Below are 15,689 nucleotides of genomic sequence, written 5' to 3'. Positions count from 1 at the left end.
TATTAAGTTTATGGAAAAAGAAAACTATGCTGAGGATATGACTAATAACGATAAAGAAACATTACCGGCAAAAAAAGAATATGATACCATCGTAATCGGTTCCGGAGCCGGAGGACTTTCTGCAGCTATTTGTCTAGCTCGTTCCGGTCAGAAGGTATTGGTATTGGAACAACATGATGTTCCAGGAGGGTGGTGTCATAGTTTTTATTTAAATGGATATCGTTTTACACCAGGAGTTCATTATGTTGGTTTGTTAAATAAAGGAGAGTCGACAAGCAATCTTTATGAAGGGCTGGGAATAGCAAACGATATTGCCTTTTTTAGAATGAATCCGGATGCCTATGAACACTGTTGGATTGGTGATGAAAAAATAGACATGCCAGCAGGATATGAAAATATTAAAGAAACACTAGCTAAACGATTTCCGGAAGAAAAAAAAGGAATTGCTTCTTACTTAAAACTAGTAAGTGCCGTAAGCTACGAATTACAATTAATTCCTAAGGTAAAAGGATTCTGGGCTCATATTACTATTCCCTTTCGTACAAAAAACATGGGTAAATATAGTGTTTTTAGTTTACGAAAGGTGATCAAAAAACATATCAAAAGTCCTTTACTCAAAGCTGTATTGAACATACAAATCGGAGATCATGGACTTCCTCCTTCCAAAGCAAGTTTTCCTCTTCACGCAGCAGTTATGGGACATTATTCCAGTGGGGGTTATTATCCCGTTGGCGGTGGTGGTGCCTTAGTGAAAGCAATGACTAAAGCTCTCAAAAAGCACAGCGGCGAAATAAAAACAAGTCAAAAAGTAAAAAAGATTTTATTAGAAGGTAATAAAAGAAAAAAAGCAATTGGAATTCAACTGGATAATGGAGAGAAGATTTTTGCTAAGCGTGTTGTTTCTAATGCAGATCCCGGCAAAACCTTTTTAGATCTTATTGGAAAGGAAAATATCAGCAAGAAATTGAATAAACGCTTACATAAAACTAAATACTCTTGTACTTCATTGATGCTCTTTCTAACGGTAGATATGGATGTTCGAAAAGCGGGTCTGGACTCTGGTAATATCTGGATGATGCAGCATGATGATCTAGATGCATTGTTTGAAGAGACACAAAAAATTGATATTTTAGAAGGAGATGTATTCCCTGGTATGTTTATTAGTTGTACAACGCTAAAAGATCCTATTAGTTTTGACGGCAAATACCATACGATAGAAGCTATTACCTATATCAACCACGAATCATTTAGTGCCTTTAAAAATGAAAACGAAAGACGTTCTGAAGCATACTTAGCTTTTAAGAACCAACTTATTGAAAAAATGATAAGAACGTTGGAGAAAGCAATTCCGGGAATTAGTGATCACATTGTTCAAAAAGAGCTGGGTACTCCGATTACTAATGAATATTATATTAATTCTACCAACGGATGTGTCTACGGAACTGAGAAAAGTTTCTGGCAAATAGGCCCATTTTCATATAAGGCAAAAAGCGAAATCGAAAATCTGTATTTATGCGGAGCTAGTGTATTGTCCCATGGGGTCGCTGGAGCTGGTTATTCTGGAGTAGAAACTGCAGCAAAAATTCTTAACTGCAGGCAAGATGATTTGATACAACCCGATGATTCTCAAAACATTCGCATCTACGAAGCCGAAGATGATTCTAATTATCCGGATTGGATTAGAAAAAAGATGAAAGTTAAAAGAGATCGACTTGCGTCTGGGGTAGATGCATTTGCAAAAACAGAATGAAAATTTTTTAAAATATTCGTTTATCTTTATAACAACAATGTATCCAAGATAAACCAAAAACTTTATGTTTACGATAGAAGAATTAAGTCAAATTCAAAAACGAAAACAACTCATCGATATAGCACATCAAAAAAATATCGATATCAATAAAATACTTTCTAAGATAAGATATGAGGAAGAGCTAAGAGCTTTGCAAGCAGAGCTAGTCAATCTTCAAAATTGGATTGCCAAAAAAAAACTACGCGTAGCTGTAATTTTTGAAGGTAGAGATGCTGCTGGTAAAGGAGGATCTATTAAACGTTTTACAGAGCATCTAAATCCTCGTTCTATGAGAATTGTCGCTCTGGCAAAACCTACTGAAATTGAAAAAGGACAGTGGTATTTTAGAAGATATATTAAAGAACTACCCAACCCCGGTGAAATCGTTTTTTTTGATCGTAGCTGGTACAATAGAGCGGTTGTGGAGCCAGTAATGGGCTTCTGCTCCAATCAACAATACAAAAACTTTATGGTACAAGTTCCCGAATTTGAGCATATGCTATATGAAGACGGTATTATTGTTATCAAATTTTGGTTTTCAATTTCTAAAGATGAACAGAAAAAGCGTTTTGATGCAAGGTTAAAAAATCCGCTAAAAATATGGAAGTTTAGTCCAGTAGATATGGAAGGACAAAACTTATGGAATAAATACACCTATTATAAAGAACAAATGTTTTCTAAAACCCATACAACATTTAGCCCTTGGATCATTGTGAAAACTAACAATAAAAAAACGGCAAGATTAGAAAGTATGCGTTATGTGCTATCACAATTTGATTATATGGGAAGATCAAAATCAAAAACAACTATTCTACCAGACCCCAATGTTATACTAAGATATTATAGGTATATAGAACAAATAGATATTTAAAAATGGCAATTACTCCAAAACCAACAAAAATAAATATTTCTGAAGAAGATCTCGCGCTTGTAAATTCGAAAATTGGTTTAAAATATCTGTTTGCGGATAAGAAAACTGATTTAGAGAAAGTAATTCGAATGGCACGATATGAAACCGAACTCAAAGAATTGCAAGCAGAGCTTATCAAACTACAGGAATGGACTGCCACAAATAATAAGAAAATAGTTATACTTTTTGAAGGGCGAGATGCTGCGGGAAAAGGAGGCGCCATACGAAGAATGACCGCGCATATCAATCCAAGACAATTTAGAATTATCGCCCTACCAAAACCCTCAATAGAAGAGCAAGGACAGTGGTATTTTCAACGATATGTAAACCAACTTCCCCAACCGGGAGAAATTGTATTTTTTGATCGTAGCTGGTATAATCGTGCGGTTGTAGAACCGGTAAATAATTTTTGCACACAAGAGCAGTACCAAACCTTTATGGGACAGGTAAACGATTTTGAAAGGATGTTACTAGAGTCTGATACCTATTTAATCAAATTTTACTTTTCGATTACCAAAGAAGAACAAACTCGCAGATTTAAAGACATTAAAACCAGTCCGCTGAAAAGATGGAAAATGACCACAGTAGACGAAAAGGCACAGGAATTATGGGACGAATACACCAAGTATAAACTAAAAATGTTTGAGCATACCAATACAAAGCTTTGCCCGTGGATTATTATAGAAGCAGATAAAAAAACCAAAGCCAGAGTTGAGGCTATTAGACACGTTTTGGACAAGATTCCTTATAACCAATAACATAAAAAACGGGTCCTTTGACCCGTTTTTGATTTAAATTTTATTCCTATCCTTTTAACCAAGCATTTCTTAGTGCTAATTGTTCTTTTGTTGGATTGTCTACTGGAGATAAGGATTTACCTTTCGTATAAGACGTAGTGAGTTTAGTCTTTATAATAAATTCTTCTCCTGCCCTATCTAGCTTTACCTCTACCGCATCACCTTCTTGCCATTGAAGTGTTTTTTGTAATTCAGCGTTAGCATTATTTAAGGTTAATGCGATTCCATTTACTTCTTTAATAACATCATAAGGTTGTACACCGTTATCAGCCCAAAAACTGTTTTCAGTTACCAATTCGGTAAAGAAAATAGTTCCTTTATCCTGATCACCTCCAACAATAATAGCACTTCCGTTCCTGACGTAATCAGTTTCTATGTTTTTAGTTCCTATAGACAAACCAACTTTATTAAAAAAGTCATTGTAATCGATGGGAGTGTTCCCAATCACATGAGTTTGCAAGAACTGTCCAACTGAAGGATATGTCATAGCCGTAATCTCTTCAATGATCTTATCATCTTCAAATGGTTTATTCTTTCCGTATTTTAGAGATAACTCTTTCATTAATGATAAAATCCCTCGAGTACCATTACTTTCTTCTCTCATCAATATATCGATACACATACCAATCAAGGCTCCTTTTTCATATACGTTTGTATAATTTTTAGCATATGGTTCTTCGATTATGTTTTCACTCATTACGGTAAAACTCATTTCATCATCATAATTACTAGCAGATTCAATTTTACCCATCATTTTTGTGTAAAATTCATCCTCTGACACTAAACCCTGATTTACCTGAAAAACACTTGCAAAATATTCTGTTACTCCTTCATACATCCACAAATGTTTAGAGAAAGTTGGATCATTGTAATCAAAATAATGTACATCTTCAGAGTGCACACTTAGCGGAGTAACAATATGAAAGAACTCGTGTGAAACCACATCAATCATTGCAGAATTTAAAGCATTTTCAGGAATCGCCTCCGGCAATACGACAACAGTAGAAGTATGATGCTCTAGTGCCCCAAAACCAGTTGGAGCTGTTTGAGTTTGGGGAGCAAGGTAAAGATATATATCATATCTAGGTGTGCTATCTATATCACCCAAGTATGCCTTTTGAGCTTTCATCATTTTAAAAACGGTTTCTTTGATACCAGCTGCAGTATAGACTTTGTTAGGAGAATAAACACTCAGTACAATTTTTATTCCATCTACTTCAAACTCCTCAACATCCAGCTTACCATACATCATTGGATTATCTGTAATATCAAAATATCTGGTAGCAAAGTACTTATCTATGGTGATGCTCCCATTTTCAGTTGTCGTAGAACCAACTTTTTGTAATGCAGATGTTCTTTGTATATCGGTAGGAGCTTTTATCTCTAATGCGTATTGATTATTCTTTAAGACATCAAAATACCCAATGAATCCGTGCAGATTCAAAACAAAATTATCAGGTTCTATATTAGTACCCGAAGGTGAAAAAGGTGTACCCTGACTAGTATTTTCGATGTCATAGGTATCATTAACCAAATAAACTACTTTATCCAACTGTTTGGCATTCGTAATTAACCAAGTATTTGCATCTAATTTCTCACTTGCCAACTCTGCTCCATTATAATCAAGTGCTCTAAAATCATCAATAAACTTCCCAAAATCACTAATGGCATAAGTTCCTTGAACAACCTTGGGTAGTAAATATTTTACTGTATCCTGAACAAACCGTCCGGGATTAATAACCACAGGCACTTTATCATCTGTTATTTGAGTTAAATCTATTGCTGCTGCTATTGGTGTTTTGGAGGCAATGTCATTTCCTTGATTTACGGATCCACATCCTAGTACTGTCAAACCAAGAAAAACTATTATTAAGGCATTCTTCATGTATACAATTATTTTACTTTTTATTTACTTTGCTAGACGCTAAAATTTTGGTGTTGTTACAATTTTGGTGTTGCAAAATATAGAATTTAGTAGACTTTAACCTATTTTTGGTCATTATTTACTTACAGACATCCTTTGGATATTATAATTGACACACATCGTTTAAAACTATCCGAAAATCCGGAGTTGTTTGACTCAGCACTACTCACCGTAATTTTTCTTCACGACTCTTTGGGGTGTATTGAGCTATGGAGGGATTTTCCACAGAAAATAAAGGAAGCCGTCAACTGTAACGTACTTTCTTATGACCGAAAAGGTTATGGTCAATCGGATCCCTTTTCTGAATCTGAAAGAGATCACGAATATCTTACGAACGAGGCACGGGTTTTGGGTAAATTAATTGATCATTTGGTATTAAAAAATGTGGTTCTTTTTGGTCATAGCGATGGCGGAAGCATTGCACTCATAGCTGCTTCCTTATTTTCCGAAAAAATAAAAGGAATTATAACAGAAGGCGCCCATATTTTTGTAGAGGAAGAAACCCTGGAGGGAATCAGAAATGCAAAAACAGCCTATGCGACTACCTCTTTAAAGAAAAAGTTATCCAAATATCACGGTGATAAAACAGAAAGTGTTTTTAAAATGTGGACAGAAACCTGGCTATCTTCTTCTTTTCTGGGCTGGAATATTGAGAGTTACCTTCCGGGAATCCAATGTCCTTCTTTAATTATACAAGGAGAAAAAGACGAATATGGAACTTTGAAGCAGGTAACAAGTATCGTGCAAAAAACATCCGGGCGAGCCACCTCTTTGATCATCCCTAAAATTGGTCACACACCCCATAAAGAGGCGCCCGAAATCGTTATTAAAAACACTGTGAATTTTATAAGTATGCTATAACTTATAATATAAAAAGAGCAAAAAAATATTTAAGGAATAAGGTGCTTTGCAATAATATCTCTGAGGTCATTTTTATTTAATGGTTTGTTAATGATATCGTTCATACCGATTTCCATACATTCTTCTTTTACTTCTCCTAATTCTGCTGCGGTAAGTGCTATAATGGGTGTTTTTTTATCAAATTCCCTAATCCTTTTTGTTGCTTCACTACCATTTAAATACGGCATATTAAGATCCATTAGGATCAGATCAAAGTCTTCTTTTTTAACCATCTGTATGGCATTAAAACCATTTTCCACAATTACACAATCATAACCAATCAAACTTAATAGATTTTTAGTTACGATTTGGTTAATTTTATTATCCTCTGCAACTAATATTCTACGGTATACATTAGTTGCTCCGTTATTTCTGTCATTTGTAGTTTGTTCTTCGCCCTCTGCTAAAATCTCTAGTTCTAAATCAAAGTAAAACTTAGTACCTCTTCCTTCATTACTTTCCAGGTAAACTTGACTATCCATCATTTTTAATAGATTCTTGACAATAGACAGTCCAAGTCCAGTGCCCTCTACATTATTAGACTCTCTATCGACCTGTGAAAATTTCTCGAATACAAAATCTTTTTTGTCTTCCGGAATTCCAACACCGCTATCCTCTACTTCATAACGAATACGGATAATTTTATCATTTCTATCGAGAATTTTAATTCTTAACCATATTTTTCCATTCTCTGTAAACTTAGAAGCATTTCCTATCAAGTTGATGAGAATTTCTGATAATCGTAAGGAATCAACGTTAAGTGAATCAGGGATATTATTGGGTACATCCAGTATCAATTCGTTATTTTTACTTTTTGCCTGATATTCAAAGGAATTTAGTAGATTTTGTGAAAGTTTAAATAAATTGGTAGGAGTTTTTGCCAACCTCACTTTATTTGATTCTATTTTACTTATTTGCAACACATTATTGATAAGGTTTAAAAGATAATCCCCGGAAAACTTTAATGAACCCAATAACTGCCTATGTTTTTCTTGTACATCTTCATCTTCGAGCAGTAAGGATGTGATACCTACAACTCCGTAAAGCGGGGTTCTCAATTCGTGGCTAACTGTTGATATAAATTGGGATTTTACTTGTGTTAGTTTTTCTGCTTCAGCTTTTGCTTCAATAAGTTCTGCGTTTTTATCCTTTAATACATCATTTAGTCTTTTCTTTGATCTATATCCTATGTAAAGAAAAAATGCTGTGGCAAATAAGAATATAAGCCCCGCTACAGAGATGATATTAATCATTCTGTTATTCTTTGCCATTTTGGCTTGATATTCTTTTTCTCTTTTGGTGATTTCTAGCTCTCTTTTATATTCATCTACATTAAAACTAACCCGAGCAATCTCTATTTGTTTCAACTTTTCTTTGCTATATACCTGATCTTTATATTTTTGATACTGCTTAATATCTCTATAAGCTTTGTCAAGATTTCCAGTTTTTTCGTACAATTCTGCTCTTGCTTCGTAGAGATAAGACAATTCGAGTAGCATATTATGTTTTTCTGCTATTTCAATCGACTCTTTAAAAAATTCTTCTGCTTCAGGATATTTATTTTGACTTAATGCGAATCTTCCTTTAAGATAATAAACTTCACAAAATCCCTCTATATCTCTATTCTCTATAACTAACTTTTCTGCTTCTTCTAAATACGGAATCGCTTGATCATATTTCTCCGCATCTATATAAGTCCAAGCCAAATTGATAACCGGAGTCATATATTCCTGAGAATCATTTAACAGTTTACCAAGCTCTGTAGCTTTGTTGTAGAATACCAATGATTTTTCCAGATCTTTATATCCATCAGAATATACATTTCCCAAACCATTGTTATTCCATAAAATAAGCAAAGAATCGTTTGCCTTATATGCGTACTCTAGGGATTTACGAAAATATAATTCTGCATTTTGATAATCTACAAGAGTTTCATAATTATAAGCCATTAAATAATAAGCTTCTGACTTGTAATGATCATTATCCAGTTCATGAGCATAGTTAGCAGCTTTGATAGCATACTCAAGAGACTCTTTAATTTTATACTCAAAAGTTAGACTATTAGAGGTTTCTATTAGGTATTCCAAACTATCATTGGCAATAAATCTAGATTCTTTTTGAGCACAAACCAAATTAGGAATAGAGAAGATAAAATATATGAATAGTATTATTTTCTTCAAAATACGAAACTTTTAAAATAATCATCTTGACACGATCCCCAGCTTTGAATTAATTTTACAAGATGATCAATCATTAACGTTAATTTACTAAAAAAAAGTAGAAAATCGCTGGTTTTATTTTGTTATCCTGAAATTAAGCCTTTTGTATTTACCGCTTTTTGTTGTTTCTGGATATCTTATAAATACCAAAAATAACAACAACAGAACCTATAATCTGTAAACCAGATATACTTTCATTCAACAGAAAAAAAGCAAGAATAATAGTTGATACAGGCCCCAGACTTCCGATAATAGCAACATGAGAAGCCCCAATCCTTTCTATAGCATACGAAATCAGATATGATGGAATAATTGTAGCGAAAAAAGCCATCAAAATTGATAATATATATACCTCTGAATGATAGCTTACTAGGTTTCCTCTATCAAAAATTAAATATTGAAAAACAATACACAAAGAAGACACTATCATCGCATATGAAGTAAATGTCACCGCACCAAACTTGGGTATTAACCATCCACTTCCTACTAAATAGATAGCATATGTTAGAGCACTTAAAAATATCAAAAATACTCCTAAAACAATATTAGAGTTATCCGCTAAGAGTTCTTGCCAAAAAGTAATCACCACTCCGATATATGTTATAAATATGGCGGCCAACTGTTGTTTGGTAATTTTATTTTTCAAGAATATTCTTGAAATGATCAAAACCAATGTTGGATAAACAAATAGAATAATACGTTCTAGGCCTGCTTTGATATATTGTAATCCAAGAAAATCAAAGTAGCTCGCCAAATAGTAACCGATAAAACCAAAAAACACAATCCACAAGTAATCTGTTTTTCTAATTTTACTAGTATTTGTTGGTTTACTAAGGCCTGCTATAACAACATAAAAGGGTACCGAGAATGACATCCTGAACAATAATAAATGCTCTGAACTTATATCGTATTTGTATGCCATTTTTACCATCACTGCTTTGGCAGAAAAGAGAATTACGCCAATAACAGCCAATAGAATTCCTAAAAAGATCGGTTTAGATTTTTGCATCCTGTAAAGTTAGATGCGATAGAATATTTGATTTTCGTGAACAGTTTAAAATTACGATGTTCATTAATAAAAAAACCTCTTGAAAATCATTTCTCAAGAGGCCGTTACTATAACTTAAAAACTGTTTTTTTTATACATTAAATAGGAAATGCATAACATCTCCGTCATTTACAACATAGCCCTTACCTTCTACTCCAAGTTTTCCAGCTTCTTTTACCTTCGCTTCGCTGCCATATGATACATAATCATCATACTTTATAACTTCTGCACGAATAAATCCTTTTTCAAAATCTGTATGAATTACACCTGCAGCCTGAGGAGCCGTAGCACCGATAGGAATTGTCCATGCTCTTACTTCTTTTACGCCAGCGGTAAAATATGTTTGCTGATTTAGCAACTTATATGCTGCTCGAATCAAAACCGAAGATCCCGGTTCTTCTAATCCCATATCCTGAAGAAACATTTTTCTTTCTTCGTAATCATCCAACTCAGTAATATCTGCTTCTGTCCCAACCGCCAAAATAATTACTTCGGCATTTTCTGAGGCCACAGCTTCTTTTACTTTTTTTACGTGATCATTTCCGTGAACTGCAGCACCTTCATCTACATTACATACGTATAAAACCGGTTTATCCGTAATAAACTGTAATGGTTTTACGAATGCAAGATGGTCGTCTTCAGAAATTTCTATAGCTCTTACAGATATTCCTGCTTCTAATCCTTCTTTTAGTTTAAGTAATACCGCTTCTTCTTTTTGTGCTTCTTTATTACCAGTTTTAGCTGCACGTTTAATTTTATCTAGCTTTTTTTCAAGAGTTTCTAAATCCTTTAGCTGTAATTCGATATCAATCGTTTCTTTATCACGAATTGGATCAATAGAACCATCAACGTGAACAATATTATCGTTATCAAAACAACGCAACACGTGAATGATCGCATCGGTTTCTCTGATATTGCCCAAAAATTGATTTCCTAAACCTTCTCCTTTACTAGCTCCTTTTACCAATCCTGCTATATCCACAATCTCTACTGTTGCAGGAATAACACGTTCAGGATTTACTAGTTCTTCAAGCTTTTCCAACCTTGGATCCGGTACGTTTACTACACCTATATTGGGTTCTATTGTACAAAATGGAAAATTGGCGCTTTGCGCTTTTGCATTAGACAAACAATTAAAAAGTGTTGATTTTCCTACATTTGGTAATCCAACTATTCCTGCTTTCATATGTATAGATATATAAGAGCAAATTATGTATTTGCTCAAATTTTTGAGAGTGCAAAGATAATGGTATTAAACGATAGTATACAAATACTGCTTGAAGAGATTAAAATTTAATATTATGAGTATTAATAATTACTGATAATTGTCATTCGAATACAATAGCTAAAAAATGATTTTATTACTTTTTTGTAATTTTACAGAAGCTAATAAAAAACCAATGAAAACACTAAGAACCGTAATTACTGTGATGCTTTTCTTTTGCACGATGGTAAATTATGCGCAATCCGAAGAAAAAAAAGAGGAAAAAGATAAACCTACAGAAGCCAAAGAAAATTCATCTGAAGAAGTAGTAACTAAAATCATTAGAATTAAAGGGGCTAACGGAGAAGAAAAAGTAATCAAACAACAACAAGTAATCACTAAGAAAAGTGAGGTAAAATTGAATCCGGATGAGGATGATGATGAAACTAATAGAACCGCAGTCTATACTCCAGAAAAAGTATCTATCAAAAATTCAGGAACTACCTCTAGCCAAAAAATATATAGCAGGGTCGCGGATGGGACTGGCTATGTATTAACCCTAATTGATGAAAATGGCGAAAAAACATCTAAAGCGATGCCACTTTCTAATGGATATTATTTAATACATAACGGGGTTAAAGATAATTCTTTAGGGCATTTTGATGATGCTAAAAATTTAGTTATAGAAACGTATGACACTTCTACAGATGCTGTTATAAAACTGACATACAGATTAAAATAGATTGTTTTTTAAACCTGTTACTATGAAAACAATAGCCCAACAATTTTTTGTTGGGCTATTTTTGGTAGTCAATCTATCTAATATTAAATTAAGTATTTATCTAATTATATTCAGTAAGTAAAATGGCGTGAGCTTAGTTTACACTAAGATCTTTGATTAAAACTTGTCCATATACATTTGAGCTAGAATGACTACTGCTGGTAGATTGTAAGTAACATCCCGCTTTGAAATAATTCTCATCAGCATCTCCTACATTAGCTGAAGTAAACAATGTTCTTACTCTACTTCCACTATTATTTAACTGGTAAAGTCTTACAACACTATTTTTCATCGTTAATTCAAAATAATACTCCGTATCCATATTCATATCGAAGTCGATCGTTCGTCCGCTGCCTTCAACTTCTTCTGTTACATACCCCAAAATTCTCAAATCTATACTACCGGAGTTTTGACCGCTGCTTCCTTGAACCTGTACTCTGATAACATCATCATAACGATCACTTTTTTCATGAATTTGACCAAAGCATAATTTCCCGGACGGCGGAAGATCTTCAATTCTAAATCTCCATTTCATTGAATGTTCTGTATTTGTGGTTCCATCCCAATAATTATCACCTCCATTTACCTTTTCTCTCAGTTCTGATCTTGGATTAGAAGAACCACCAGAAGTTGGGTTTCCAGGATAACATCTAAATGCGGCATATCCATTCTTCTCAAAAAAGAAGTGACTCTCGCTTGTACTTGCATTATCAGCATAATTTAGTCCATTATCATTACTACCCACGTTAAGGTTACCACTAAAACCATTTAATTTCCAACCGCTTCCTATAATACTTGCTGCGGTTCCTCCTGATGGCGGTGGTGGCGGAGGCGTGCTACCTACCTCTGTAAAAAACCATTTCTGACTATTCCAGCCGTTGTACGCCCATTGATCTACATTGCTACCATTAGTTGTGCCTTCTGCTCTTAAACTCTTTCCACTATCTCTGTTTTTTAGTCTGTAATATCCATTCCCTACAGAAATGATTTGCCACTGCTGATGAGTTGTTCCTTGATAAGTCCACTGTTGTACATTAGCTCCATTAGAATTATTCCCACCAGATACCTCAAGTGATTTCCCACTATCTACACCTTTTAGACGAACATATCCATTACCAACAGAAATTATCTGCCACTGTCTGTGAGTTGCACCTGTGTTAGCGTCGGTTCCCCAAACCTGAAGGTTTGCACCATTATTATTACTTTTATCTTTAATATCCAATGTACGACCACTTTTTAAATTTTTGATGGTGTAAATTTTTCCAGCAATAGGTGTTGCTTTTTGAAAAAACTCTTCTTTTAAATCAGATTCTGTAGAATTCTCAAACTCTTCTGATTCACAAGAAACGAAAGCTATAAAGGTTAGAAACAAGAACGTCTTTGCAAGAAAAGGTGAAATTAGCCTCATCCAATGGATTACATAAGTTTTCATAATTATGAGTTTTAATTATTAATATTATTTGTGTTAAATATTTGGTTATCCAATAATATAATTGGTTAACCAATTTAGTTATAACAATATTAATAATTTATGAACACAACTCAAACGTTTTCGTAAAATATTTATGTAAAAAATATCATATCATTAAATATTTAACATTATACTTTATATAAAATAAATTACATGCCTTTATTTACTTAATTCATATACAACGATAACGAAAAAAGACCACTCTTTCGAGCAGTCTTTTTTTTTGAATTTTACAACCATATACTACTTTCTAATACGTAACACTCAATGTCATATCCTTAACTCTAACCTCACCATAAGCATCCGGAGACTCATTATTATACCCTTCTCCTGATTTACAATCTTCTAGGAACATTGTGGATTGTGTATAACATCCTACTTTAAAATATCCTGTACTATCTGCGGATCTCCAATCATCTGTCCAAGCATCTAAACTAGGTCGACTTTCATTTTCTATTCTACAGTAAACTCGACCATTTTGAACGGTAACTGTAACTCTTAATTGCTCTCCTAAACTATAAGGCAACACATTATCCACTTCAATATCATCGTTTTGAACGACGTGTAACCCTTGCTCATCTGACCTATACTCGATACGCAAAGGCTCATTACCTGGACCGTGAATCTGCACCATAGACACTTCTGGTTTTTCTACTGGTAAGTGTGTTGCTCTAACACGCACATCTAGATATTGATAGTCCTGCATACTCCAATAATTATCATTACCTCCCGGCATTTGTCTTAACTCTGATCTTGGATAGCTTGATCCTCCAGTAGTTGCTCCACCGCAATGTGCTTTAAAAACCACTTCATCTCCTTCTACATAAAAATACTCAGCATAAGGTGTAGGAATTCGTCCGATAAGATCTCCCATTTCTATTTCACTATCAGAGGCATTTCTATTTCTATCATTACAGTTATTTCCTGACTTACTATCATTCGTACTATCCTTTCCATTTCCATCAAGTGGGAATGTAATTTTCCATTGATCCAAATTAAATAAAATATCAGAAGGATTAGTATCCCCACTAGTGTTACCTTCCGGAGTAGCAGAAATTGTTCTTGGGGACGATGTATTTCCTGAATTATCTAATGCTACTACGGTAAAAGTATATGATGTTCCGTTATTTAAACCGCTAATAATTCTGTTTTCGCCAGATGTGGTAACATTTTCACCAGCATACATAATACTTATGTTATTAAAATCAGCGTCCTCAGGATTATTCCAACTTAAAGAAACAGAACCATCACCAGCTGTTGCTCTTAATTCCGAAACAGGTCCAGGAGGAGTTGTATCTCCTTGGTTACCAACTTCTCCATAAATTTCTGTTTCTATGATACTATTCCAACTACTACTGGAGTTACCGAAACAAGATATTCTTACGTATCTTGCCTCTATACTATCAAAATTATAGATCTCCAATCCTTCGGTACTACCACTACTTCCATTTGTCTTTGCATCATAAACCGTACTTAGAGAGGATATTGAGTTACCCGCTCTAATTTTGAAATATGCTTTTCTTTCATCTCCTTTAAACCAAGCTATTTTTAAACTTGATATTGTTTTTGAAACACCTAGATCATATGTGATGTACTTACCGGTAAATCCATTAGATGACCATCTTGACTCTGTATTTTCAATTTCTCCGTCTATTGTGTTTTCTGGTCCATAACCAGTTTGATTGCCGTTGGCAGAGACATTTATTGGTACGACCTTATCCGATTCAGTTTGATCACCAGTTTCAGAACTGATAAGTGTAAAATCATCAAAACGAACATCTCCACTATCTCGTGTTCCTAAAATCGTAACTGAAGATGCACTTCCACTATTAAATGAAATAGCAATTTCTTTATAACTACTGGTATTAAAATCACTAATTTGGCCGCCTATAGAGAGTTTTCCATTTCCATATACCCAAGCTTTTAGGATATAATTAGTATTTTGATTTACACTTACAACTTGTTCGATCTTACCTGATGAGCTGGTAACTTTACCCGCTTTAGATCCTGAGTGCTCATCCCCAGAAATAGCATATTTTTCATTGTCACCCCAACCCACTTCACCTGATTCGAATCCTGGATTTTGAAGTAGTACGGGAGCCTTTAGTTCAGAATCATCCTTAATTCCTTCTAAAACTTCATCTTCAATTTGTTCATTGGTACAGCTAACAGCCAAAATAAATAGTAACAATAAGAACATACTGATAAATGACGAGTAAAACAACTTTCCCCTAATGATTGGTAATTTTTTCATTTGTTAGTAATTTTTTAAAAATGTTAACGTTTTTCCCTTAAACTACCGATTTGATTAAATTGGTTAACCAATTTTTCAATATTACTATTTTTTTAACACTTCGCAAACGTTTTCGTAAAATAATTATCAGTTTTTTTTCATATTAATAATTTTAGCAGGCGTTTACTGAATCTAAACCAACCTCAAAATCACACGAAAAATTCTACAAACAGTGTTACTTTATTATTTAAACACACTCTATCTTTTGCTAATCAACCACTTCTATTAGTAAGCCAGTCTTACTGATTTTTTTTCTACTTCAAAACCAACCGGAAATTGAGTAATTTGATAAAGAAGACTTGTCAAAAATGATTCAGTAAATTTTAAAAATCATCAAGTTTTAGTATTCGATT

At 33.9% G+C, this 15,689-nt stretch carries 11 protein-coding genes; 5 read left to right on the top strand and 6 right to left on the bottom strand.

The window, feature by feature from the left end:
• The first annotated feature begins 10 nt into the window (after positions 1 to 10).
• The 3 genes from ACE94K_RS14045 to ppk2 (ACE94K_RS14035) all read left to right on the top strand — a co-directional run bounded on the left by ACE94K_RS14045 (position 11) and on the right by ppk2 (ACE94K_RS14035) (position 3,457).
• Positions 11 to 1,750 (top strand): phytoene desaturase family protein, encoded by a 1,740-nt coding sequence (locus tag ACE94K_RS14045; RefSeq protein ID WP_378173392.1) that lies wholly within the window; start codon positions 11 to 13, stop codon positions 1,748 to 1,750.
• A gap of 64 nt (positions 1,751 to 1,814) precedes the next feature.
• Positions 1,815 to 2,660: a polyphosphate kinase 2 gene (gene ppk2, locus ACE94K_RS14040; protein ID WP_378173389.1), complete on the top strand. Its 846-nt coding sequence runs from the start codon at positions 1,815 to 1,817 to the stop codon at positions 2,658 to 2,660.
• A gap of 2 nt (positions 2,661 to 2,662) precedes the next feature.
• On the top strand, positions 2,663 to 3,457 hold the full coding sequence (ppk2, locus tag ACE94K_RS14035) for a polyphosphate kinase 2 (protein WP_378173387.1): 795 nt from the start codon (positions 2,663 to 2,665) through the stop codon (positions 3,455 to 3,457).
• A 46-nt stretch (positions 3,458 to 3,503) separates the two neighbouring features.
• Here ppk2 (ACE94K_RS14035) and ACE94K_RS14030 read toward each other — a convergent pair whose 3' ends face one another.
• Positions 3,504 to 5,381: a peptidase M61 gene (locus ACE94K_RS14030; protein ID WP_378173384.1), complete on the bottom strand. Its 1,878-nt coding sequence runs from the start codon at positions 5,379 to 5,381 to the stop codon at positions 3,504 to 3,506.
• A gap of 135 nt (positions 5,382 to 5,516) precedes the next feature.
• Between ACE94K_RS14030 and ACE94K_RS14025 the strand changes: the two genes are divergently transcribed.
• Positions 5,517 to 6,281: an alpha/beta fold hydrolase gene (locus ACE94K_RS14025; protein WP_378173382.1), complete on the top strand. Its 765-nt coding sequence runs from the start codon at positions 5,517 to 5,519 to the stop codon at positions 6,279 to 6,281.
• Positions 6,282 to 6,310: 29 nt separating this feature from the next.
• Here ACE94K_RS14025 and ACE94K_RS14020 read toward each other — a convergent pair whose 3' ends face one another.
• The 3 genes from ACE94K_RS14020 to ychF form a co-directional block, all read right to left on the bottom strand.
• Complete coding sequence (locus ACE94K_RS14020; protein WP_378173379.1) at positions 6,311 to 8,500, bottom strand: response regulator; 2,190 nt, start codon at positions 8,498 to 8,500, stop codon at positions 6,311 to 6,313.
• A 148-nt stretch (positions 8,501 to 8,648) separates the two neighbouring features.
• Positions 8,649 to 9,548, bottom strand: a complete 900-nt coding sequence (locus ACE94K_RS14015) for a DMT family transporter (protein ID WP_378173376.1) — start codon at positions 9,546 to 9,548, stop codon at positions 8,649 to 8,651.
• A gap of 130 nt (positions 9,549 to 9,678) precedes the next feature.
• The gene (ychF, locus tag ACE94K_RS14010; RefSeq protein ID WP_378173374.1) at positions 9,679 to 10,773 is read right to left on the bottom strand and encodes a redox-regulated ATPase YchF; all 1,095 of its coding nucleotides are present in this window, start codon (positions 10,771 to 10,773) and stop codon (positions 9,679 to 9,681) included.
• Between the two features lie 214 nt (positions 10,774 to 10,987).
• Between ychF and ACE94K_RS14005 the strand changes: the two genes are divergently transcribed.
• Positions 10,988 to 11,533: a hypothetical protein gene (locus ACE94K_RS14005; RefSeq protein ID WP_378173371.1), complete on the top strand. Its 546-nt coding sequence runs from the start codon at positions 10,988 to 10,990 to the stop codon at positions 11,531 to 11,533.
• A 133-nt stretch (positions 11,534 to 11,666) separates the two neighbouring features.
• Here the strand turns inward: ACE94K_RS14005 and ACE94K_RS14000 are convergent, their stop codons facing one another.
• Together ACE94K_RS14000 and ACE94K_RS13995 are read right to left on the bottom strand one after the other, a co-directional pair.
• Positions 11,667 to 13,004, bottom strand: a complete 1,338-nt coding sequence (locus tag ACE94K_RS14000; protein ID WP_378173368.1) for an RICIN domain-containing protein — start codon at positions 13,002 to 13,004, stop codon at positions 11,667 to 11,669.
• 289 nt (positions 13,005 to 13,293) lie between these two features.
• On the bottom strand, positions 13,294 to 15,297 hold the full coding sequence (locus ACE94K_RS13995) for a polysaccharide lyase family 7 protein (protein ID WP_378173366.1): 2,004 nt from the start codon (positions 15,295 to 15,297) through the stop codon (positions 13,294 to 13,296).
• Positions 15,298 to 15,689: the final 392 nt, after the last annotated feature.

Source organism: Aquimarina besae, assembly GCF_042434905.1.
Classification (GTDB): domain Bacteria; phylum Bacteroidota; class Bacteroidia; order Flavobacteriales; family Flavobacteriaceae; genus Aquimarina.
Note: the sequence above shows the minus strand (reverse complement) of the source record. Positions and strands in the feature narration are given on the sequence as shown.